General features: G+C 64.7%; 22 protein-coding genes and 1 pseudogene. 8 read left to right on the forward strand and 15 right to left on the reverse strand.

Annotation, left to right across the window (positions count from 1 at the left end):
- Positions 1 to 101: 101 nt before the first annotated feature.
- Positions 102 to 2267, forward strand: a complete 2166-nt coding sequence (locus AC1RR3_RS03565; protein ID WP_492819358.1) for a malate synthase G — start codon at positions 102 to 104, stop codon at positions 2265 to 2267.
- A gap of 149 nt (positions 2268 to 2416) precedes the next feature.
- Here AC1RR3_RS03565 and AC1RR3_RS03570 read toward each other — a convergent pair.
- Positions 2417 to 2572: pseudogene (locus tag AC1RR3_RS03570) on the reverse strand (Thivi_2564 family membrane protein).
- Between the two features lie 272 nt (positions 2573 to 2844).
- Between AC1RR3_RS03570 and AC1RR3_RS03575 the strand changes: the two are divergent.
- Together AC1RR3_RS03575 and AC1RR3_RS03580 are read left to right on the forward strand one after the other, a co-directional pair.
- Positions 2845 to 4938, forward strand: a complete 2094-nt coding sequence (locus AC1RR3_RS03575) for a methyl-accepting chemotaxis protein (RefSeq protein WP_492819360.1) — start codon at positions 2845 to 2847, stop codon at positions 4936 to 4938.
- A 269-nt stretch (positions 4939 to 5207) separates the two neighbouring features.
- Positions 5208 to 7301 carry a methyl-accepting chemotaxis protein gene (locus AC1RR3_RS03580; protein ID WP_492819362.1) on the forward strand — a complete coding sequence of 698 codons (2094 nt, stop codon included), beginning with the start codon at positions 5208 to 5210 and terminating at the stop codon, positions 7299 to 7301.
- A gap of 61 nt (positions 7302 to 7362) precedes the next feature.
- Here the strand turns inward: AC1RR3_RS03580 and AC1RR3_RS03585 are convergent, their stop codons facing one another.
- On the reverse strand, positions 7363 to 8016 hold the full coding sequence (locus tag AC1RR3_RS03585; RefSeq protein WP_492819364.1) for a DUF2865 domain-containing protein: 654 nt from the start codon (positions 8014 to 8016) through the stop codon (positions 7363 to 7365).
- 17 nt (positions 8017 to 8033) lie between these two features.
- Entirely contained in the window at positions 8034 to 8810 is a 777-nt protein-coding gene (locus AC1RR3_RS03590) for a L,D-transpeptidase (RefSeq protein ID WP_492819366.1), read from the reverse strand.
- Positions 8811 to 9016: 206 nt separating this feature from the next.
- On the opposite strand from AC1RR3_RS03590, the gene AC1RR3_RS03595 reads away from it, so the two are divergent.
- From AC1RR3_RS03595 to AC1RR3_RS03615, 5 genes are all read left to right on the forward strand, one after another.
- Complete coding sequence (locus AC1RR3_RS03595) at positions 9017 to 10129, forward strand: AI-2E family transporter (RefSeq protein WP_492819368.1); 1113 nt, start codon at positions 9017 to 9019, stop codon at positions 10127 to 10129.
- Positions 10130 to 10206: 77 nt separating this feature from the next.
- The gene (locus AC1RR3_RS03600; protein ID WP_008145279.1) at positions 10207 to 10578 is read left to right on the forward strand and encodes an ElaB/YgaM/YqjD family protein; all 372 of its coding nucleotides are present in this window, start codon (positions 10207 to 10209) and stop codon (positions 10576 to 10578) included.
- Positions 10579 to 10654: 76 nt separating this feature from the next.
- Positions 10655 to 11110 (forward strand): hypothetical protein, encoded by a 456-nt coding sequence (locus tag AC1RR3_RS03605; RefSeq protein ID WP_492819370.1) that lies wholly within the window; start codon positions 10655 to 10657, stop codon positions 11108 to 11110.
- A 408-nt stretch (positions 11111 to 11518) separates the two neighbouring features.
- Positions 11519 to 12661 carry an OpgC domain-containing protein gene (locus AC1RR3_RS03610; protein ID WP_492819372.1) on the forward strand — a complete coding sequence of 381 codons (1143 nt, stop codon included), beginning with the start codon at positions 11519 to 11521 and terminating at the stop codon, positions 12659 to 12661.
- Between the two features lie 85 nt (positions 12662 to 12746).
- Positions 12747 to 13355 (forward strand): TetR/AcrR family transcriptional regulator, encoded by a 609-nt coding sequence (locus AC1RR3_RS03615; protein WP_492819798.1) that lies wholly within the window; start codon positions 12747 to 12749, stop codon positions 13353 to 13355.
- 11 nt (positions 13356 to 13366) lie between these two features.
- Here AC1RR3_RS03615 and AC1RR3_RS03620 read toward each other — a convergent pair whose 3' ends face one another.
- The 12 genes from AC1RR3_RS03620 to urtD form a co-directional block, all read right to left on the reverse strand.
- Positions 13367 to 15025, reverse strand: a complete 1659-nt coding sequence (locus AC1RR3_RS03620) for a CHASE domain-containing protein (RefSeq protein WP_492819374.1) — start codon at positions 15023 to 15025, stop codon at positions 13367 to 13369.
- Between the two features lie 322 nt (positions 15026 to 15347).
- Complete coding sequence (gene ureG, locus AC1RR3_RS03625; protein WP_492819376.1) at positions 15348 to 15971, reverse strand: urease accessory protein UreG; 624 nt, start codon at positions 15969 to 15971, stop codon at positions 15348 to 15350.
- 38 nt (positions 15972 to 16009) lie between these two features.
- Entirely contained in the window at positions 16010 to 16738 is a 729-nt protein-coding gene (locus AC1RR3_RS03630) for an urease accessory protein UreF (protein ID WP_492819800.1), read from the reverse strand.
- A complete protein-coding gene (gene ureE / locus AC1RR3_RS03635) occupies positions 16719 to 17360 on the reverse strand; it encodes an urease accessory protein UreE (RefSeq protein WP_492819378.1) in 642 nt (213 codons plus the stop codon). Before ureE ends, AC1RR3_RS03630 begins: the two co-directional genes overlap by 20 nt.
- A 14-nt stretch (positions 17361 to 17374) precedes the next feature.
- On the reverse strand, positions 17375 to 17674 hold the full coding sequence (locus AC1RR3_RS03640) for a putative quinol monooxygenase (protein WP_492819380.1): 300 nt from the start codon (positions 17672 to 17674) through the stop codon (positions 17375 to 17377).
- 139 nt (positions 17675 to 17813) lie between these two features.
- Entirely contained in the window at positions 17814 to 19529 is a 1716-nt protein-coding gene (gene ureC / locus AC1RR3_RS03645) for an urease subunit alpha (RefSeq protein ID WP_492819382.1), read from the reverse strand.
- Between the two features lie 31 nt (positions 19530 to 19560).
- Entirely contained in the window at positions 19561 to 20100 is a 540-nt protein-coding gene (locus AC1RR3_RS03650; RefSeq protein ID WP_492819384.1) for an HD domain-containing protein, read from the reverse strand.
- 3 nt (positions 20101 to 20103) lie between these two features.
- Entirely contained in the window at positions 20104 to 20409 is a 306-nt protein-coding gene (locus AC1RR3_RS03655) for an urease subunit beta (protein ID WP_008131873.1), read from the reverse strand.
- A 10-nt stretch (positions 20410 to 20419) separates the two neighbouring features.
- On the reverse strand, positions 20420 to 20722 hold the full coding sequence (locus AC1RR3_RS03660) for an urease subunit gamma (protein ID WP_007605424.1): 303 nt from the start codon (positions 20720 to 20722) through the stop codon (positions 20420 to 20422).
- A gap of 40 nt (positions 20723 to 20762) precedes the next feature.
- A complete protein-coding gene (locus AC1RR3_RS03665; protein WP_492819390.1) occupies positions 20763 to 21593 on the reverse strand; it encodes an urease accessory protein UreD in 831 nt (276 codons plus the stop codon).
- Positions 21594 to 21624: 31 nt separating this feature from the next.
- Positions 21625 to 22320, reverse strand: coding sequence for an urea ABC transporter ATP-binding subunit UrtE (gene urtE, locus AC1RR3_RS03670; protein WP_492819392.1), 696 nt, complete (start codon positions 22318 to 22320; stop codon positions 21625 to 21627).
- Positions 22321 to 22323: 3 nt separating this feature from the next.
- Positions 22324 to 23085 (reverse strand): urea ABC transporter ATP-binding protein UrtD, encoded by a 762-nt coding sequence (gene urtD / locus AC1RR3_RS03675; protein WP_492819394.1) that lies wholly within the window; start codon positions 23083 to 23085, stop codon positions 22324 to 22326.
- Positions 23086 to 23090: the final 5 nt, after the last annotated feature.

Raw genomic sequence — 23090 nt, forward strand, 5'->3', positions numbered from 1 at the left:
TGGGGCTAATAAGGCCCTGAAAGCCGCTCCCTGTGGGCGCATTTTGCTGCTGTCGGGTCAAAAGCAGCCAAAAACAGCCATTTCCAACAAGAAAGACCATCATGAAACGCGTCGACGCCCACGGATTGAAGATCGCCCCCGTCCTGTTCGATTTCATTGCCAAGGAAGCGGCCCCGAAAACGGGGATCGCGCCGGACGCGTTCTGGGCCGGGGTTGCAGGCATCATCAAGGAGTTGGGGCCGAAGAACCGGGCGCTGCTGGCGGTGCGCGACACGCTGCAGGCCAAGATCGACGACTGGCACCGCGCCAGCAAGGGCAAGGCGTTCGACCTCGACGCCTACACCGCCTTCCTGAAGGAGATCGGCTATCTCGTTCCGGAGCCGGCGACGCAGAAGGTCGAGACCACTGATGTCGACGAGGAGATCGGCAAGATCTGCGGCCCGCAGCTCGTCGTCCCGCTCACCAATGCGCGCTATGCGCTGAACGCGGCGAATGCGCGCTGGGGCTCGCTCTACGACGCCTTCTACGGCACCGACGCGATCCCGCACGATCCGTCCGAGAGCGGCAAGGGTTACAACAAGGCGCGCGGCGACAAGGTGATCGCCAAGGCCAAGGCCTTCCTCGACGCGGCCGTGCCGCTCGCGACCGGCAGCCACACCGACGTCACCGCCTATAGCGTCGTCGCGGGCCAGCTCGCGGTGAAGCTGAAGAGCGGCAATGCGACGGCGCTGAAGAACGCGGATCAGTTCGCGGGCTTCCAGGGCGATGCGGCTGCGCCGAGCGCGGTGCTGCTCGTCAACAACGGCATGCATGTCGAGGTCAAGATCGACCGCAGCAGCACGATCGGCAAGGACGACCCCGCCGGCGTCGCCGACATGATCATGGAATCCGCCGTCTCGACCATTCTCGACATGGAAGACTCGGTCGCCGCCGTCGATGCCGAGGACAAGGTGCTGGTCTACCGCAACACGATCGGCCTGATGAACGGCACGCTGTCGGCCGATTTCGAGAAGGGCGGCAAGACGCTGACCCGTTCGCTCAACGCCGACCGCAGCTACAAGACGCCGGATGGCAAGGGCGAGGTCAAGCTGCACGGCCGCAGCCTGCTGCTGATGCGCAATTGCGGTCACCACATGTTCACCGACGCGGTGCTGGACGAGGCCGGCGAGGAAGTCCCCGAGGGTCTGCTCGATGCCGCCGTCTCCGGGCTTCTTGCCATTCATGACTTGAAGGGCAACTCCAAGGTCAAGAACAGCCGCACGGGATCGGCCTATATCGTCAAGCCGAAGATGCACGGCCCGGACGAGGTGTCGTTCACCTGCGAGATTTTTGACCGCGTCGAGAAGATGCTGGGCCTGCCCGAGAACACGCTCAAGGTCGGCATCATGGACGAGGAGCGGCGCACCACCGTCAACCTCAAGGCCTGCATCCAGCGCGCCTCCAAGCGCATCATGTTCATCAACACTGGCTTCCTCGACCGCACCGGCGACGAGATCCACACCTCGATGGAAGCGGGTCCGATGATCCGCAAGAACGAGATGAAGGCGCAGGCCTGGATCAAGGCCTATGAGGACTGGAACGTCGACATGGGCCTGATCGACGGGCTGCCCGGCCATGCCCAGATCGGCAAGGGCATGTGGGCCGCGCCGGACAAGATGGCGGACATGCTGCAACAGAAGCTCGCCCATCCGCAGGCCGGCGCCACCACGGCGTGGGTGCCCTCGCCGACCGCCGCCACGCTGCACGCGCTGCACTACCACCAGGTCAACGTCATCGCGCGCCAGCAGGAGCTGACCAAGGGCGGGCCGCGCGCAAAGCTCTCGGACATCCTCACCATTCCGGTGTCGAAGTCGAACTGGGCGCCCGACGACGTCAAGCAGGAGATCGACAACAACTGCCAGGGCATTCTGGGCTATGTCGTGCGCTGGATCGACCAGGGCGTCGGCTGCTCCAAGGTGCCCGACATCCACGATGTCGGCCTGATGGAAGACCGTGCCACCTTGCGCATCTCCAGCCAGCATCTCGCCAACTGGCTGCACCAGGGTGTCATCACCGAGGCGCAGGTGATGGAATCGCTCAAGCGCATGGCTGTCGTCGTCGACAAGCAGAACGCGGGGGACGCGATCTACAAGCCGATGGCGCCCGCGTTCGACGGCGTCGCCTTCAAGGCCGCCTGCGACTTGATCTTCAAGGGCCGCGAGCAGCCGAACGGCTACACCGAATACATCCTCACCGCGCGCCGCCGCGAGGCGAAAGCGGCTGGCTGAGGCCCGGTCATTCGAACACCAAAAGCCCCGGCTCATGCCGGGGCTTTTTTGCTTTCAGTAGCCCGGATGGAGCGAAGCGTAATCCGGGACGGCGCGGCTTGGGGCAATCCCCGGATTGCGCTTCGCTCCATCCGGGCTACGGCACCGCGCTAAAACACCGCGAGATATTTCAGCAGCGACACGATGCCGATGATGATGACGACGACGCGCGCGATCTACTTGGCGCGGCCGTCCATCGGCAGCATGTTGATGAGATAGAGCACGAGGATGATGACGAGAAAGGTGACGAGGACGCCGACCAGCATTGAAGAACCCCCTTCAGGCAAATTGCTAACGGTGTCCTAACGCACGTCTCTCGCGCCGGTTCCATTTCGGCAACCCCTTACAACTTCTGGTAAATGCGTATTTCTACCTGTCGGCCCCCTGCCTAAAACTTTACCCTTTTCCTTTCAGATGCAGAAACCGTTTGGGCCGCGAGCCGAAAACGGCATGCGATTGCTGATCTGCCGCGCCTCCGTTTGTCGATGTTGCCGGGCGCCTTCACGAACTTTGAAATGGGAATTTGGGGGGACTTCCGATGCTCAATCGTCTGACCGTGTCCGCGCTGCTGAAGGCGGTGATTGCGATCACGTCGATCTGCGTGGTGATCGCACTCTCGCTCACCGCCTACGAGTCCTGGGATCGCCTCAAGACCGCCAACCGCATCTCGCAGATCGCCGATGCCTCCGCCGACCTGTTCAAGGCGATGCACAATCTGCGCACCGACCGCTCGACCACCAACCGGCTCCTCAACTCGACCGAGCCGATGGACCCCGAGATCGAGAAATATCTGCGCGCGATCCGGGACGCCGAGATGCCGGCGATGGCACGCGCGCTGGAGCTGTTGCCCACCATGGAGTTTCCGCAGTCCGGCGCGCTGGTGCCGGAGCTCGCACGCTTGTACAAATCGGCAAGCGAGCAGCAGAAGCAATTCTGGGAAGACGTCGCCAAGCCGAAGGGTCAGCGCCGCCCGGACCTGCCGAAGGAATACATGCAGACGACGCAGGGCCTGCTCGAGACGCTGGACAAGCTCTCGAACGTTCTGGCCGCCACCGTCAACCACCAGGACGCTGCGATCGACCAGCTCCTCGCAATCAAGCAAAGCGCCTGGCTGCTCCGCAACACTGCGGGCGAAGCGTCGCTGGTCATCTCGACCGGGCTCAACGCCGGCCGCATCACGCCGGAGGCCCGCCTCGCCTATACCCAGTACGTCGGCGGCACGGCGGCGATGTGGCAGGCGCTGGAATTATCGACGTCGGGCATGCAATTGCCGCCGGCGCTGTCGTCCGCCATGGCTGCGGCCAAGACCGCCTATTTCGACCCGCAATATCTGGCGCTCCGCGATCGCCTGGCCAATACGCTCGCCAACGGCGAAAAGGCCGAGATGAGCGCGAACCAGTGGACACCGGTCACGGTGGGCCGTCTGGCCAGCGCGGTTGCCGTCGCCGAGACGGCACTCGATGCCGCCAAGAGCCATACGCTGGACCAGCGCAGCTCAGCTCAGCGCGCACTTATCGTGCAGCTCGCACTGCTGGCGCTCGCCATCTCCCTCGCCGTCGGCGCCATCATGCTGGTCAGCCGCCGCGTCATCCATCCGCTCAACACCATCCGTGACGCCATGCTCAAGGTCGCCGGCGGCGACCTTGCCGTAGAAAGCGGCTATCTCGACCGCAACGACGAGATCGGCGCGCTCGCCGGCGCGCTGGAGACCTTCAAGCAGCAAGCCACCGACAAGCTCAAGATCGAGGAGCAGGAGCGCGAGCGCAATGTCGGCGCCTCCGCGCGCCAACGCGCCATCGAGACCTATGTCGGCGAGTTCGAAGGCGCGGTGCGCAAGACGCTCGGGGAATTGACCGAGGCCTCCGGCGAGATGCGCAAGACCTCGGGCGATCTGTCCGCCGTGTCGCGCCAGACCAACGACCGCGTGCAGGTCGCGGGCAAGGCCTCCAATGACGCCTCCATGAGCGTCGACAGCGTGGCCGCCGCCGCCGAGGAACTCTCGGCCTCGATCAACGACATCAGCCAGCAGGCCGCCCATGCCGCGGGCATCGCCAGCCGCGCCGTCAACCAGGCCCGCGAGACCGACGGCACCGTGCAGGGACTGGCACAGTCCGCGGGACGCATCGGCGAGGTCGTCGGATTGATCAACACCATCGCGGCGCAGACCAATCTGCTCGCGCTCAACGCCACCATCGAAGCCGCGCGTGCCGGCGAAGCCGGGCGTGGTTTTGCGGTAGTCGCCTCCGAGGTGAAATCGCTGGCAAGCCAGACCGCAAAGGCCACCGAGGAAATCTCCGGCCAGATCGCCGACATTCAGAGGGTCGCAACCGACGCCATCAACGCGATCCAGACCATCGGCGGCATCATCGGCGAGGTGAACGAGGTGGCGACCGCGATCGCGGCCGCCGTGCAGGAGCAGGGTGCGGCGACGCAGGAGATCACCCGCAGCACGCAATTCGCGGCGCAGGGCACCAAGAACGTCTCGGACAACATCACCGGCGTGAAAGCGGATGCGGATGCCGCCGCTGCGGCCGCGGACAATGTGAAGCACGCCTCCGAGATCCTGGAGAGCCAGAGCCGCCAGCTCGGCGAGGAAGTCACCGGTTTCCTCGGCAAGATCCGCGCGGCGTAAGGCCGGATTGCAGGCAGAGCGCCAGCCACACCTCAGTGTCGTCCCCGCGAAGGCCTCAAACGCCGCGCGAGGACGCGTGAGCACCGCATCTCCTGGCGCCCGTAGTTTTACGGCAGGGCCACTGCCTAAGTTTTTACTCTTTTCGGGCCAAATGCGACGGCGCCTGCCTCGGGCAAGCGCGCATTGCGTGCATCCCTTTGGTTTTCGAAGTTCGTAGGGGGCTGCCGTTTCGGGTCCACGAATTTCGAAAATGCGTACCGGGGTGTCCGATGCTGAATCGTTTGACCGTATCTGCGCTGCTGAAGGCAGTGATTCTGTCCACCGCGCTTGTCGTCGTCATCGGATTCTCATTCAGCGCATGGAGCTCCTGGACCCGGCTTCAGGAGGCCAACCGGATCGTCGCGGTCTCGGCGGCCTCGGCCGAAGTGTTCAAAGGGATGGCCAACATCCGGGCCGACCGATCGACCAGCAACCGCCAGCTCACCTCCGACGTCGCCATGGACAAGGACATCGAGAAGTACATTCGCGAGGTCCGCGACGCCCTGATGCCCGCCATCACCCGCACGCTCGAGCTCCTGCCCACGACCGATTTCGCCCAGCGCGACACATTGCTGACCGACCTTGGCGCGTTGAACAAGACATTGCTCGCACTCCAGGCCGAATTCTGGACCGAGGTCGTCAAGCCCAGGGCCGAGCGCCGCGCAGGCCTTGCCAAGGAATATGTCGCGACCGAGGACACGCTGATGGCGTTGCTCGACAAGCTCTCCGGCGCTCTCGCGGCGAGCGTCAACCATCAGAGCGCGACGATCGACCAGCTCCTGACCATCAAGCAGATGGCCTGGCTGCTCCGCAACACCGCGGGCGAATCCTCGCAGATCGTCGGCAACACGCTCAACAGCGGCAAGATCGCTCCGGATGTGCAGCTTGCCTACACCAAATACATCGGCGGCACGGAGGCCGCCTGGACTGCGATCGAGCTTGCCGCGTCGGGCATGCAATTGCCGCCGGCGCTTACCGCGGCCATGGCGGAAACCAAATCGGTCTATTTCGACCCGCAATACGCCGCCACGCGCGACGGTATCATCGCGACGATCGCCAAGGGCGAGAAGCCGTCGATGACCGCGAACCAGTGGAGCCCGTATTCGGTGCCCCGGATGATGACCGCCGTGAAGCTCGCCGACGCCGCCCTGCAGGCCGCCAAGGATCACTCCGCGGCGCAGCGCGCGACCGCGGTGCAATCGCTCATTTTCCAGATGGCGCTGCTCGTCACCGCGATCGTCCTGACCGGTGCCGCGATGATGGCGGTCAGCCGCCGCGTGATCACGCCGCTGCACCGGATCCGCGACGCCATGCTCAAGGTCGCCGGCGGCGATCTCGGCGTCGACAGCGGCTATCTCGACCGTCACGACGAGATCGGCTCGCTGGCCGGTGCACTGGAGACGTTCAAGCAGCAGGCCACCGACAAGCTCAAGATCGAGGAACAGGAGCGGGAGCGCAACGCCGGCGCTGCCGCGCGCCAGCGCGCGATGGAGACCTATGTCGGCGAGTTCGAGGGCGTGGTCCGCAAGTCGCTGGGCGAATTGAGCGAGGCCTCCGGCGAGATGCGCAAGACCTCGGGCGACCTGTCCGCGGTGTCGCGACAGACCAATGAACGCGTCGAGATCGCCGGTAAGGCCTCGAACGATGCCTCGACCAGCGTCGACAGCGTCGCGGCAGCCGCCGAGGAGCTCTCGGCCTCGATCAACGACATCAGCCAGCAGGCCGCGCATGCGGCGGGCATCGCCAGCCGCGCGGTCAACCAGGCGCGCCAGACCGACAGCACCGTGCAGGGTCTGGCGCAATCCGCGGGTCGCATCGGTGAGGTCGTTGGCCTGATCAACACCATTGCGGCGCAGACCAACCTGCTTGCGCTCAACGCCACGATCGAGGCGGCACGCGCCGGCGAGGCCGGCCGCGGCTTTGCCGTGGTCGCTTCGGAAGTTAAGTCTCTGGCGAGCCAGACCGCGAAGGCGACCGAAGAGATTTCGGAGCAGATCGCCGACATTCAGAAGGTCGCGGGCGATGCCATCAACGCGATCCAGGCGATCGGCGGCATCATCGGCGAGGTCAACGAAGTCGCCACCGCCATCGCCGCCGCCGTGCAGGAGCAGGGCGCGGCGACCCAGGAGATCACCCGCAGCACGCAGTTTGCGGCGCAGGGCACCAAGAACGTCTCGGACAACATCACCGGCGTGAAGGCCGACGCCGACACAGCGGCCGGCGCGGCGGAGAACGTCAAGCAGGCCTCGGAAACACTGGAGACTCAGAGCCGTCAGCTCGGCCAGCAGGTCAGCGACTTTCTGGGCAAGATCCGAGCCGCATAAGGCTGCGAGTTCCCTCTGCGTGGTCCCGGCGAAAGTCGGGACGGCGCTAGGGAACCCCGCCCTATTCCTTCGCCACCACCGGCACCTGACGGAATCTCGCCCGCACCGAATCCGGCAGCGGCGAAAAATTCATCGCGACGCCGCGACGGTCATTGGCGTTGCGGCTGGCGACGACGAGGCCGTCGGCACCTGCAACGATATCGCCTTTGCGCAAGGTGGGATCGGCCTCGGCCTTGATCTGGGAGAGGCCGACCGGATCCTTGCCGTTGCAGGTGCAGCCTGCCACGATCTCGTTGCGGTAGCGGAAAGCATTCGGCAAGTCGGAATAGGACTTGCCGTTGTCCGTCGTCGCATTATCGATATTGCTGCCATAGACCAGCGATGTTTCCGAAGCCGGGCAGAAGCTCTTGCAGGATTGCGCCTTGCTTTCGGCGTCATTTCCCTGCGCCGGGAAGTAGCGGCCATCGCAGCCACGCACGCAATAGGCCGTGCCGCCGCCATAGGCGGCACGCTGGCGCGGCGCGTCATAGCGCGACATGTCGTCATTCGCGAAGGGCATCTGGATTTGCGGCGGCGGTCGCCTGCCAAAACCGCCGAACAGCGCCGAGAAAAAATCCTCCGCATGCGCCGACGGCGTCAGCGCGAGGCCGAAGGAGGCGACGGCGAAGACCGCCGCCGTGCTACCGGCCAGTTTGCCGATCGAACGTCTGTTCATGTGACCTCACTCAACTCTCAGTTCACGGCCGACGTCGAAATGTTCAGCGCCTGCCGGCCCGAAGGCAGCGTCGTCACGGCTGGACGCTTGCGCCAGGAATCGCTCCCCTTGTCGCCGCCCCTTGCCATGATCGGCGCATTCTTCGGCAGCACCACGACCTTGGTGCCGACATTGACGCGGCTGAACAGGTCGCTGACGTCCTCATTGGTCAGGCGAATGCAGCCCGAGGAGACGAATTTGCCGATCGTGGTGGGATCATTGGTGCCGTGGATGCGGTATTCGCTGGAGCCGAGATACATCGCACGGGCGCCGAGCGGATTGCCGGGGCCGCCGGCGACGAAGCGCGGCAGATAGGGCTGGCGCGCGATCATCTCGGCCGGCGGATGCCAATCCGGCCATTCCGCCTTGCGCGTCACGCTCTGCACCCCCGACCACGTAAAGCCTTCACGACCGACGCCGACGCCGTAGCGCATGGCCCGCCCGTTTCCGAGAACGTAGTAGAGATAAGTGTTGGCAGTATCGATCACGATGGTGCCGGCCGGCTCATTGCGGTCGAAGCTGACGATCTGCCGGCGCAGCCGATCGGGCAGCGCAGCATCCTCGTCGGCGGCCTGCGGCTGCTCGCTTGTGTAGCCCTGCGAATAGGCCGGGTCCTGCGGATATTGCTGCATCGGCGCATAGCCGAGCGTCTGGGCCTGTGCCGCGAAGGGCACGGTCAGCAATGCTGTCGCGAAGGCAAAAGCGGTGACGGCGCGCGGCGAGAAGCGGCGACGGACTGAAGACGACTTTGTCATGTGCTGCCCCGTAGGATGGTGCATCTCTGTGATGCGGCTTCCCAACAAACGCAGCAAAGCCGACTCAAGTTCCATCGCCGTCTGCGGCATCGACGTCACAGTCAAGCGAGCACCACTTCACGAAGCCGCGATGGAACCGCAATGCCAACTCGGGCGTTCCCTTCTCACCAATGGGCGCCCGGAGACCTCCGTGCGGGAGAGATATTGTGCGCGTCCTTCCCAGTGAACGTCTGCTTTCCGGCGACAACGAAGGTACCCCGCTTCCCGACAGCCGCGGCGAGTTGCCGCCGGTCATTCGCCGCACCGAGTTCGTTGCCTACGCGCTTGCCGGGCTGCTCCTGATCGCCATAGTCGCGGTGCTCTATCTCGCCAAGGCGTTCTTCCTTCCAGTTGTGATGGCTGTCGTCGCCGGTACCATGTTATCGCCGGCCGCAAGCTTTCTGGAACGGCGACACGTGCCGCGCGCGCTCGGCGCCGTGCTGATCGTGGTCGCGGTGACGACGGTGGTCGCCTTCGTCATCGCACTGATCGCCGTGCCCGCCATGGACTGGAGCTCGCGCCTGCCGGAGCTCGGCGCGCAGTTGAAGGAGAAGATGCACGTCTTCGACCGGCCGCTGGCGCTTTGGAAGGAGCTGCAGACCATGGTCGGCGGCTCCGACGGGCTGCCGAGCCTTCCACTGCCGAAAGCCGAGTGGGTGCAGCCGACGCTGGAATTCCTGTCGCCGACCTTCGCCGAATTCCTGCTGTTCTTCGCCACCCTGATCCTGTTCATCGCGAGCTGGCGCGATTTGCGGCGCGCGATGATCATGAATTTCGGCGATCGCGACGCACGCCTGCGCACGCTGCGAATCCTCAACGAGATCGAGGTACACCTCGGCAACTACCTGCTGACCGTCACCGTCATCAATGTCGGCGTCGGGATCGCCACCGGCATCGTCTGTGCGGCCACCGGCATGCCCAATCCGGCCGGGCTCGGCGCGCTCGCGGCTGCACTCAACTTCATCCCGATCATCGGGCCGGTCGCGATGTTCGTGGTACTGGCCGTGGTCGGGCTGGTCGCATTCCCGACCATTGGCGGCGGCCTGATGGCGGCACTCGCCTTTGGCGGCATCACCTTCCTGGAAGGACATTTCGTCACGCCGACCATCATCGGCCGCAAGCTGTCGCTGAACGCACTCGCCGTCTTCATCGCGCTGGCGTTCTGGACCTGGCTGTGGGGACCGATGGGCGCGTTCCTGTCCTCGCCGCTCCTGATCGTCGGGCTGATCCTGAAGGAGCATCTGATGCCGGTGAATTCACCGCAGCTTCCGCAGGGATGACGGACCTCCGCGAACGGAACTTACCGCACAACGAAACGTTTTCCGCCCATCTCACCGCCAACAGTTCGGAGTTCGTAATGTCAATCACCGACGGCGAAGCCAGGATGAGAGACTGGACCGACAAAGCCACCGCAGAACGCCTCGAGAAGGATGTAGCAGCCGTGAAAAACGATATCGCCGCCCTCACCGACCAGATCACCGACGCACTCAACACCTTTGCCAACGCAACAGGCAAGCAGGCCCGGCGCGGTTACAAGCAGGCACGCGAGAACATGGATTCAACGTTCGACGACATGTCCGAGCGCGGCAGCGCGATGATGGGTGCGGCGCAGGACGCCTATGGCTCGATCGAGGAATCGCTGGAAGACGCGATCACGCAGCGGCCGCTTGCGACCGTCGGGATCGCGCTCGGCATCGGCTTCCTGATCGGCGCGGTCTGGCGCCGCTAGCGCGCGTGGATCGTGAGGTTACGGCGGCGCTGCGGCGCCGCCGCTATTGGCTTGTGGGGATTTGAGGAGCAAGTCCATGTTTCAACGCATCATTGACGGCATCACCGCATCGACCGGCACGACAGTCAGGCTGACCTCCCTCGCTGCAGGCGCCGCATTCGCGCTGTTCGTCACGACATGCTTCCTTTGCGCCGCCGCCTTCATCTCGGTCCTTCAGACGTATGGACCGGTGCAGGCCTGCCTCGCCGGGGCCGGCATCTTCTTCCTGCTGACGCTCACTGCTGCGGGGGCCTATTGGGGCTACAAGCGCGAGGTGAGGAAGCGCGCCCGGATCGCCGCCGAGCGCGCCGCGAAGTCGGCAGCCTCGAGCATGCTTGCCGACCCCATGCTGGTCGCGACGGGGCTCCAGATCGTTCGTGCCATCGGAATCAAGCGGCTGCTGCCTATCCTGGCGATCGGCGGCGTCGCACTCGGCATCATGGCAAGCCGCGCCGGCACATCCGACGAAGCATCGGCTGAACCCGCCGAGTGAGTCAGTCTCGGCTGCGAACGATACAGATCGCGGCCACCGCGAGTGGAATGGTCAGCGCGCCCCAGGACAGCGGCGCCATATCCCGGTCTGACCGATCAAGGCCGCGAGCAGGCCGAACACACCCAGGACAGCGAGCAGCGCCGGCCACGACAGAGCCCATCCGCCGGTGACCGAGCACTCAAACGTAGCGACTGCGATGGTCGCGCCGCTGCGACCGCCGCACAGATGTCCTTTGCAAAAGTTGCGTCCCAGGCAGGTCAAGCGGGCATGTGCGAATGCGCCGGCGCGCCTTGCGCAATTTTTCATCAGCCGGGACAAAACCGGCCCCTTCTCACGCAAACGCTACTCGGATAGGCAGATGGTTGCAGCTAAAAGCAGCGCCCCTGATTCCAAAAGCCATTTTCCGCGATGAAACCGTCCGTCAAGGCGAACCTCGCCGCATTCCATCACGACGCCAGGCTGTACCTGACGCTCGGCATCGCCAATTGGTCGGTGTTCGTCGACCACATCCCGAACAACGTCGTCAATTTGCTGACGCTGCGCAATTTTGGCTTCAGCGGCGCCGCCGATTTGTTCGTGTTCGTGGTGGGCTATGGCGTCGCCATCATCCACGGCCGGATGGCGCTGGAGCGCGGCTATGTCGTCGCGGCGACGCGGATCTTTCGTCGGGTCTGGCGGCTCTACGCCGCCTATGTCGTTCTGTTCGTCATCTACATCGACACCATCGCCTATGTCGCCTCGCAATCGATGGCGCCGGAGATCATCCACGAATACAACATCTCAGGCATTCTCGAGCACCCGCTGCGCATCCTGGTCCGTGGCCTCGTGCTCCAGGAGGAGCCGCTGAACCTCGACCTGCTGCAGCTGATGATCCCGCTGATGGCGTTCTTTCCGTTCGCATTGTGGGGCCTGTTGCGGCGACCGAACCTGACGCTGGCGGCATCGGTCGCGCTGTACGTCGCGGCGCGCTGGTTCGACTGGAATTTCCGGGTCTATCCGGACCAGGACTGGACCTTCAATCCGCTGTGCTGGCAGATGCTGATGGTGCTGGGCGGCTGGTTCGCCGTGACGGGCAACTCGGGTCACGCGCTGCACCGCATGTCCTGGCTGCGGATCCTCGCGGGCGCCTATCTCGTCCTGGCGATGGCCGTCACCCTGATGCGCCATTCGCCGGCGTTGTCCGCCTATCTGCCGGATCTGCTCCTCAACAGCGTCGCGCCGACCGACAAGGAGAACCTTGCGCCCTATCGCGTGATCCACTTCCTCGCCCTCGCCTTCATCGCGACGCATCTGATTCCGGCCGACCACCCCGGCCTGAAATGGCGGCCGCTTCAGGCCGTCATCACATGCGGCGAAGAATGGCTCGCGGTGTTCTGCGTCGCCGTGTTCCTCTCCTTCGCCGGCCATCTCATCCTGATCACCGGACCCAACCTGGTGGTGATGCAGATCGCGGTGAGCATCGTTGGCTTCGCCGCGATGACCGCGGTCGCCTATTACATCACCTGGTCGAAACGGCAGGATCTGCCTGCGGCGCTCCGGCAGCAGGCCTGACCGCATAATAATCGTGCGATTCTGCTAGGCCGAAAGGAGCGGCTGCGCTATGCCGGGGCTCTGCGTGAGGAGACCGGGCTTGGCAATGGCAAAAGGTGGGGGTGACGAGGCTGTCAGCGCGCCCCGGCGCGGGCGGCCGCGATCGATCGAGACCACCAACGCCATTCTCGAAAGCGCCTATGCGCTGATGGCCGCCACTGGCCTTGCGACCACGACCATCGACGCGGTTGCGCGCCACTCCAGCGTCTCAAAGATGACGATCTACAAATGGTGGCCGTCGCGCGAGGCATTGCTGATCGACGCCTTCCTGCACCATGCCGCGCAGATGCTGCCACTGCCGCCAGTGAGTTCCGGCACCGCTGCGGCGCGCGCACGCCGCCATGCCGCGGCCTATGCCGAGGCGCTCCAGGGCGAGTTCGGCAAGGTGCAACTCGCCGTCATCTCCGAATGCATCTCCAGGACCGGCTCGGCAGAGCTGTTCTACGCGCGCTATCTGCAATTCCGCCGCGACGCGCTGGTCGAGATGATCGCCGCGGGCCAGAAGGACGGCAGCGTTCTGGCCGAGGGGGCGCCCGAGGATCTCTACGACGCGATCTATGGCAGCCTGTTCTACCGTTACGTCTTCGGCATCGCGCCGATCACGCCGGCCTACGCACGCAACCTTGTTGATCTGGTGTTGCGGCCGAAAGGCTAGAAGCGCGCCATCTATCGTACCGGTTTCACCGGCTGCGAGAGCTTTTCCGTGCGGTCACGCTCGGTCATGTCGACCACCGTCTCCATAGGCGCGGTCAATTCATAGACGTAGGAGACGTCGGTGAAGTAACGCTTGGCGGTGCCGCCGAGCGCCTCGGGCGCAACGCGATCGAGCAGGATCAGGCCGAAATCCGAATCGGGACGACGCGTCGCCTCGCTGGTGTTGAACTCCTCCCAGCGGAAATGGAAGACCTCCTCGCCCGCCTCGCCCGTCACCGTCCAGTTGGCGGTGATGTGCGGATGCTTGCCGACCAGCGACAGGCCCTCATCGGAATGCGAGGCGAGCTCGAAGAACAACAGCGACAGGCTCTGCGCCGCGCGCGCGCTGACCGCGATGTCGGGACCCGTGACGGCGATGCGGTCCGCATGCGGGATGGCGCGCGCCTCGAACAGGCCCTTCAGCTTGACGCCCTGCCACTGGCTCTCGCTGAGCAGCGAGACCACGTTGGACATGGCATGGATCCGACCGATCAACAGCTCGCGCGCGACGTCGATGTCCGCACCGTGGCGCAGGGTCCGCGTCACGATCGACTGGATCACCGCCAGGATATTCTTCACGCGATGATTCAACTCGTCGATGACCGCGGTCAGGCGACGCTCGAAGCCGATCCGCACCTGGATTTCCCGGCTGAGCCTCAGATTGTTGTAGGCGACATAGCCGAACAGGCCACACACCATCGCGGTGATGGCAAAGCCGATCGCCGCAACGATGATCGCGGTCTGCTCGGCACGCCGCGCCGAATTGGACTTTGCGTAATAGCTGAGCTGCCAGTCACGCCCACCGAAGCTCACCGTGCGCGTCGCCGAGGGCGTCGGTCCGTCGACCGCGGTCATGCGCGTGGAGACAATCCCCTGGTCGTTGGCGACGAGTTCGCCGCCGTCCTTGCGCGGATCCTTCAGCGCGACAGCGAACAACGACATGTCGTCGTTGGTCAGCAGCAGCGAGGCCAGCTCATAGGAGAATGTGATGAAGCCGACGGGCTCAGTTGCGCCCTCGGGAATGACGGGGGCGGCGACGATGACACCGACCGCCCCGTTCGCGCGCAGCAGCGGCACCGGGTCGGAGGCAACCGACCTCTTCTCGATCCGGGCCCGGGCAAGCATCGCGCTGCGCACCGGGTCCTGGTCATAACTGCGGCCGGGCAGCGCCTTGGTCTCGTCGCTGCGTGGCTCGAGGTCCATCAGCACGTCGATCGGCTGGGTGAGGCTTGCCGGCGCGATCGGCTTGTCGCTGTAGTCGCGGATCTCAGGCTTCGGAAAGCCGGCGGCCGCGATCGCAGCCTGTGCTGCCGCGAGCTCGTTCGGCTGCAGCCTGGCGACCCAACCGGCCACCACGAAATCGGTCTTGAAGGCGTAGATCGCCGAACGCAGCGGCTCCAGCATGTTGGGCTTGAGCACCGACGGCGCGCGGAACAGGCCTGAGGCGACACGCGCGAGCAGCTCGCGCTCGGTGAGCCGGTCCTGGACCAGGCTCGCATGGACGTCGATTGCACGCGCCAGCGCGATCCGGTCCAGCGCCAACTCCTGGTCATGGACACGATAGGCCGCCAGCCCGGAGAGCAAGACTCCGAGCAGAGCGATGAAACCGATGATGAATCCCAGCCGGACCACGCGACTACTCAGGCGGAAGCAGGAGGTCGGCAATAAACACGGAGCATCTGAACGCCGCTCGAACGGCTATGTGCCGAAACAGGGTGAACCCCAGTGGCGAGGATAATGGAGGAGGAGGCATCGGTACGCAACTTGGGTCGCCTGAAAAGCTTAATCTGCCCGGCCGATCGTCCGGCCAAATTGACCTACAAGGCGGATTTGCCCCGGGCGCCGAAAGTAGTTAATCGCCGTGTCCGAAATTTGTTCCGCAAGGTGCGGCCTCGCCCCAGGCGTTAACGGCAAAACGCCTGCGCCAAGTCGTCGCGTCGGTCAGCCGCCCGTTTCAGGCCGCGGGTTTCAGTCCGCCTTTGGCCTCGATGAAGCCGACGATGCGGTCGAGCCCGTCGCTCTTCTTCAGGTTGGTCATGACGAAAGGACGCGCGCCGCGCATGCGCCTGGCGTCCGTCTCCATCTTTTCGAGGGATGCGCCAACATGGGGCGCAAGATCGATCTTGTTGATGACCAGAAGGTCGGAGCGGGTGATGCCGGGGCCGCCTTTGGACGGGATCTTGTCGCCGGCGGCCACGTCGATGACGTAGATGGTGAGGTCGGCCAACTCAGGGGAAAAAGTGGCAGCGAGATTGTCGCCGCCGGATTCGATCAGCACGAGGTCGAGGCCGGGGAACTTCGCGCGCATGTCCGCAACCGCGGCGAGGTTCATCGAGGCATCCTCGCGGATCGCGGTGTGCGGGCAGCCGCCGGTCTCGACGCCGGCGATGCGATCCGGCGTCAGGGAGCCCGAACGGACCAGGAATTCCGCATCCCATTTGGTGTAGATGTCGTTGGTGATCGCGGCGATGTCATAGCGCTCGCGCATGGTCTTGCAGAGCAGGTCCATCAGCGCGGTCTTGCCCGAACCAACGGGGCCGCCGACGCCGACACGCAGGGGACCGTGAGATTTCGACATGTGACTTGCTCTCTCTTGATGGGTTGAAGGCCGGCCGCTCACGACCGGAACAGCCGCGTATACTGCGTCTCGTGCCGCAGGCTGGCGAGATCGGCGCGAAACGTCGCGCTGCCGAGATCGTCCAGTGCCGCATTGAGCGCACGATGGGCCGTGGCGGCGACGGCGGCTTCCAGCCCCACCAGCACACGCTGGCTGTCGGTTTGGCCGAGCGGAATGAGGCGGCTGGCCGCCGAGATCCAGTTCGAGACCACCGCATGCAGGAAGGCGTGCAGCGTCGGTGCCAGCGGCACGCCATGCATCGCGGCGACTACGCCGACGGCGACGGGATAGACCAGTGGCGTGCGGCACGCCGCGACCATGGCATCCAGGCCGTCCGCATCCCACGCCGCACGCGCGATCTCGATGAAAGCGCGTCCCTGCGAGGTCGTCTCGAGCTGCCGCTCGCGCGACGGCACGAAGGCGGCGGCGAGCTCGGCGATATCGCTTAAAGCGCTCTCCTCGCCGGCCTCGGCGGCACGATAGGCGTGGACCAGGAAGGTCGCATCGCAAAAGCCGGAGCCGTCGCCGAGCATCGCGTCGAGCCAATCGGCAAGCGTCGCGATATCAGGGATATCGCCCGCCTCGACCGCCCATTCGATGCCGCTGGAGTAGGAGAAGCCACCGACGGGAAACGCCGGCGACAGCCAGGTCATCAGCCGGTACAGCGCCGCCGCCTCGCGCCCGCCAAGGTCACCGGCGCCGACAGGCTCATTTGTGGTCATGAGCATGCTTGTGGCCATGGTCATGGTCGGGGTGGTCGCAATGCTCGTCGTGGTGATGGTGGCCGTGGTCATGCGCGGCATGATCATGATGCTCGTGGCCGTGATGATCGTGCCCATGATGATCATGGTGATCGTGACCATGATCGTGATGTCCGTGATCATGATGCGCATGGTCATCGTGTCCGTGCGCGTGACCGGCATCGGCATAGGCGCCGCCTTCGGGATCGAACGGCGCCTCGATCTCGACGACACGCGCGCCAAGACCCTTCACCATGGCCTCGATGACGTGGTCGCGGCGGATGCGCAAGGCCTTGGCCATGATCTGCGTCGGCAGATGGCGGTTGCCGAGGTGCCAGCCGACGCGGATGAGATGATGCGGATCGCGGCCGCGGATCTCCAGCAGCGGCTCGGCCGCCGCAACCACCTCGACCAGTCGGCCGTCCTCCAGCACCAGCGCATCGCCGCCGCGCAGCGCAACGGCGTTCTCCAGGTCGAGCAGGAACTCGAGACCCCGCGTCCCCGTCATCGCCATGCGGCGGCGGTGCCGATCGTCGAAATCGAGCACGACCGTATCGGCCGGCGTCTCCGCGAAACGGTGCTGTCCCTTAACCTGCGTCGCCCGGATCATGCGCTTTTACCCTGTTACCGTGTCTCGACCTTCTCGGGCGTGATCACTTCGATCTTCGGCGGCGCCGTGAAGCACTTCACCGCGACGCGGCCGAACGTCTTCATGTGCTCCTGGCCGCGGTGCGGCACCAGCGCCTCGGCATTCTCCCACTGCTCGACAAATACCATCTTGCTGGGATCGGTGACGCTCTCATGCAAATCATAGGCGATATTGCCGGGCTCCTTCCGCGTCTCCCTGATGCAGGCGGTGGCGGCTGCAATGAATTCGGCGCGCGTCTCTGGCTTGATGGTCAAGGTGGCAACGACGTAGATCACGAGAAATCCTCCCGGCTTTTCTTCTGGGTTACGATACCGGGCGGGACATTAGACCAGGCGGGGTCGAACGCAAAACCGGAAAAGCCGCCCCCGGACCTGCGCCGGGGGCATACTCTTGGACATGTGTTGAGGCGCTATTTCAGTACATGAAATATCGCTGCGCCATCGGCAGCACTTCGGCCGGGGCGCAAGTGAGCAGTTCGCCGTCGGCGCGCACCTCATAGGTCTCCGGATCAACCTCGATATTGGGCGTGGCGTCGTTGTGGATCATGCTCTTCTTCGAGATCTTGCTGCGGGTATTCTGGACCGCATAGAGCTTCTTCTCGATGCCAAGTTTTCGCGCGAGACCGCCGGTGATGGCCGCCTTCGAGGTGAACACGACGGAGGACGCCGTGCGCGCCTTGCCGAAGGCACCGAACATCGGCTGATAGTGCACCGGCTGCGGCGTCGGGATCGAGGCGTTCGGATCGCCCATGGGGGCAGCAACGATCATGCCGCCCTTGACGATGCAGTCCGGCTTGACGCCGAAGAAGGTCGGCGACCACAGCACGAGGTCGGCGAGCTTGCCCTTCTCGACCGAGCCGATCAGCTTCGACACGCCGTGCGCGATCGCGGGATTGATGGTGTATTTGGCGATGTAGCGCTTGACCCGGAAATTGTCGTTGTCCTTGCCCTTGTCCTGCGGCAGCGAGCCGCGCTGCTTCTTCATCTTGTCGGCGGTCTGCCAGGTCCGGATGATGACCTCGCCGAGGCGGCCCATGGCCTGGGAATCCGAGGACATCATCGAGAGCGCGCCGAGATCGTGCAGGATGTCCTCGGCCGCGATGGTCTCCTTGCGGATACGGCTCTCGGCAAACGCCAGATCTTCCGCGATCGAGGGATCGAGGTGGTGGCACACCATCAGCATGTCCAGATGCTCGTCGATGGTGTTGCGCGTGAAGGGGCGCGTCGGATTGGTCGAGGACGGCAGCACGTTCTTGAGCCCTGCGACCTTGATGATATCAGGGGCATGACCGCCGCCGGCGCCTTCGGTGTGGAAGGCGTGGATGGTGCGGCCCTTGAACGCCTTGATGGTGTCCTCGACGAAGCCGGATTCGTTCAGCGTGTCGGAATGCAGCATGACCTGGATGTCGTAGTCATCGGCCACCGACAGGCAGTTGTCGATCGCGGCCGGCGTCGTGCCCCAATCCTCGTGCAGCTTCAATGCGCATGCACCGCCCTTGATCATCTCGACCAGGGCTGCGGGCCGCGAGGCGTTACCCTTGCCGGAGATACCGAGATTAACCGGGAAGGCGTCGAACGACTGGATCATCCGCCCCATGTGCCACGGCCCCGGCGTGCAGGTGGTGGCGAAGGTGCCGTGCGACGGACCGGTGCCGCCCCCTAACATCGAGGTGACGCCCGACATCAGCGCGTGCTCAATCTGTTGCGGGCAGATGAAATGGATGTGGCTGTCGAAGCCGCCGGCGGTGAGGATTTTGCCTTCGCCCGCGATCACGTCGGTGCCGGGGCCGATGATAATGGTGACGCCCGGCTGGATGTCGGGATTACCGGCCTTGCCGATCGCGGAGATCATGCCGTCCTTGATGGCGACGTCGGCCTTCACGATACCCCAGTGATCGACGATCAGCGCATTGGTAATGACGGTGTCGGCCGCGCCCTGCTTGTTGGTGACCTGCGACTGCCCCATGCCGTCGCGGATCACCTTGCCGCCGCCGAACTTCACCTCTTCACCATAGGTGGTGAAATCCTTCTCGACCTCGATGATGAGGTCGGTGTCGGCCAGCCGCACCTTGTCGCCGGTGGTCGGGCCGAACATGTCGGCATAGACGGAACGTTTTATCTTGACGGACATCACAAGCCCCGTTTGCGTTTGAAAGTTTCGCTCACAGCGAGGCCCTCGCCGTTAGCACCATGTCGTCGAATTTTGTATCGAGCCAGGCGTTGCCGCCGCGACAGCCTGCGACGACCTGCTCTGCCCAGCCGGCGTAATCAGCGAGGTCGTCGCGCTCCTCGGTGGTCGGATCGGAATGGATGCGCGCGCCGACATTGCTGATCTTGTCGGCGATCTTGATCAGCCTGGCGCTCGCCGATTTCTTCGGCGCATCGATCACCTGCCGGCGCCTCCGCTCGGCCTTCGGCAGGCTCATGTCGTCGGTGCATTCGACGACGAGGGAGGCAACGCGGTCGGAGAACTTTTGTGCGAGCTCTTCACGCGTGGTATCGGTGTCTTCGATCACATCATGCAGCCAGCCGGCCGCGACCAACTCGGCGTCGGCGCCGTCAGTCGCGACTGCAAGCAGATTCGCGACCTCGGCAAGGTGGTTGACGTAAGGCTCGTTCCCCCGCCCCTTGCGCGCCATACCATTATGCCGGCGCGCGGCCAGCTCGGCAGCTTCGGAGATGAGGCGGATGGCAGGCAGCATGCCTCACAGCTTCCCCATCACGTCGCCACGGAAGCCGTAGATCGTCTTCTTGCCGGCGAGTGCGACGAGCTGGATGTCGCGGGTTTGGCCGGGTTCGAAACGGACGGCGGTGCCGGCGGCGATGTCGAGGCGCATGCCACGGGCTTTCTTGCGGTCGAATTTCAGCGCGGGGTTGGTCTCGAAGAAATGGTAGTGCGAGCCGACCTGGATCGGGCGGTCGCCGGTGTTGGCCACCGTCAGCGTCACGGTCTTGCGGCCGGCATTGAGCTCGATCTCGCCGTCCTGGATGAAGAGTTCGCCGGGGATCATGTTTGCGCTCCTACCTGATCGGCTCGTGCACGGTGACGAGCTTGGTGCCGTCCGGAAAGGTCGCCTCGACCTGGATGTCATGGATCATCTCGGGAATCCCCGGCATCACCTGGTCGCGGGTCAGCACCTGCGCACCGGATTGCATCAGCTCGGCCACGGTGCGGCCGTCGCGTGCGCCTTCGAGGATGAAGTCGGAGATGATCGCGATCGCCTCGGGGTGGTTGAGCTTGACGCCGCGGTCCAGCCTGCGGCGCGCCACGATGGCCGCCATCGAGATCAGAAGCTTGTCCTTTTCGCGAGGAGACAGGTTCATGCGAAATCTCTTCCGTTCAACACGTCAATTCAGCCAGTCATCAGTTCAGCCAGAGTCGCGGCAGCGCCGCCCCGGTGCGCGCCAGCACGGCCATCATGTCGGCGCGCAAGCGCGCCGCATCTTGGGCACAGAACCGCGCCATTGCAAAGCCATTCCAGGCGGATATCCCGACCTCGCCGGAGAAGGACTCCGAGGCCTCGCGGATGCGCTCGACCAGTGCCTCGTCGCCGGGCACGATCAGGGCCGTGCCGATCGCCGCGCCGCCTTTGGCGACGGCCGATCGCGCGAGCTTTGCGCCGATATTGCCGTCGAGCCGGACGGTCTCGGCGAACACCAGCCGGCCGCCGCGGCGCAGGCGCCAGCGGTCGACGAACTCGCCCTGCTCCATTCGCTCGCCCATGGCGGTCCGGCCGAACACGACGATCTCGCAGAGCAGGAGCGAGGCCGCATCATCGAGATCGATGTCGAAGCGACGATGGACCCGGGCGCGATCGAACAGGATCGTCTCCTGCGGCAGCCAGGACAGATGCGAGCCCGCGCCCACCTTCAAGGCAATGTTGAGTTCCGCCGCCGCGCCCGGCGCGCGATAGACTTTCTCCGCGGCCGCCGTCGTCAGTGTCAGCCGCGAGCTGTCCGTCGCCGAGATTTCGATATCGAAGCGATCGCCGCCGGCAACGCCCCCGGCCGTATTGACGAAGACGCCGGAGAGGCCCTCGTCTTCCGGCGAGGGAAAGCGGACACGGAGCGAACCGGATTCATGCGAGACGCCGCGCCGCGTCACGCCGTCGCGGGCGTGCACATCGAACCTGACAGCGCCGCGGGCACGGTTGGCCTCGAACACCGAAGATGTCGCCAAAGCGTCGCTGCGCATCCGTCTCCCCAGCCGGTCGCGGCAGAATGACTTACAGCGCCATCTGGCGGCTGATTTCGGCCGGGTCGAGATTGGTGCGGTCGCAGGAGAACTTCACCGCGCCACGATCCATCACCGCGAAACTGTCGCCGAGTTCGCAGGCAAAGTCGAGATATTGTTCGACCAGCACGATGGCGATGTTGCCGAGGTTGCGCAGGTACGAGATGGCGCGGCCGATGTCCTTGATGATCGAAGGCTGGATGCCCTCGGTCGGCTCGTCGAGCAGGAGAAGCTTCGGCCGCATCACCAGCGCGCGGCCGATCGCGAGCTGCTGCTGCTGACCGCCGGAGAGGTCGCCGCCGCGCCGGCCGAGCATGGATTGCAGCACCGGAAACAGCGAGAACACGTCGTCCGGGATATTCCTGTCCTCGCGCTTGAGCGGGCCGAAGCCGGTCTTGAGATTCTCCTCGACCGTCAAGAGCGGGAAAATCTCGCGGCCCTGCGGCACGAAGCCGATGCCCTTGCGGGCCCGCTCATAGGGCTTGAGGCCCGTGATGTCGCTGCCGTCGAACACGATCGCACCCGAGGAGATCGGATACTGCCCGACCATGGCGCGGAGCAGCGAGGTCTTGCCGACCCCGTTGCGTCCGAGCACGCAGGTGACCTTGCCGGGCTCTGCGGCGATGGAGACGCCACGCAGTGCCTGCGCCGCGCCGTAGAACAGGTTGATGTCCTTGACCTCAAGCATGGCTCAGCGCCCCAGATAGACTTCGATGACCCGCTCGTTGGACGAGACCTGGTCGATGGTCCCTTCCGCGAGCACCGTGCCTTCGTGCAGACAGGTCACCTTGACGCCGAGCTCGCGCACGAACGTCATGTCGTGCTCGACCACCATCACGGTGTGGGTCTTGTTGATTTCCTTAAGCAGCTCGGCGGTGAGATGCGTCTCGACGTCGGTCATCCCGGCGACGGGCTCGTCCACCAGCAGCAGTTTCGGATCCTGCGCCAGCAACATGCCGATCTCCAGCCACTGCTTCTGGCCGTGGCTGAGGCTGCCGGCGAGGCGATTGCGGGCGTCGGTGAGACGGATCGTCTCCAGCACCTTGTCGATGCGCTCCGATTCCGGCTTGCTGCCGCGCCAGAACAGCGTGCCCCTGACACTGTGATCGACATTGAGCGCCAGCAGCAGATTATCCTGCACGGTCTGGCTCTCGAACACGGTCGGCTTCTGGAACTTGCGGCCGATGCCGAGCTCGGCAATGCGGGTCTCGTCGAGCCGCGTCAAATCGGTGACGCCGTCGAACAGCACCGTGCCCTCATCCGGCTTGGTCTTGCCGGTGATGATGTCCATCATGGTGGTCTTGCCGGCGCCATTCGGGCCGATGATGGCGCGCATCTCGCCGGGCGCGAGCGTCAACGACAGATTGTTGATGGCGTGGAAGCCGTCGAAGGAGACGTGCACGCCGTCGAGATAGAGCATTGCGGAGGTTGCGCGGGTGTCCATGACATTCATGACCG

It is taken from the genome of Bradyrhizobium sp. GW821-FHT13H05 (genome assembly GCF_058804065.1).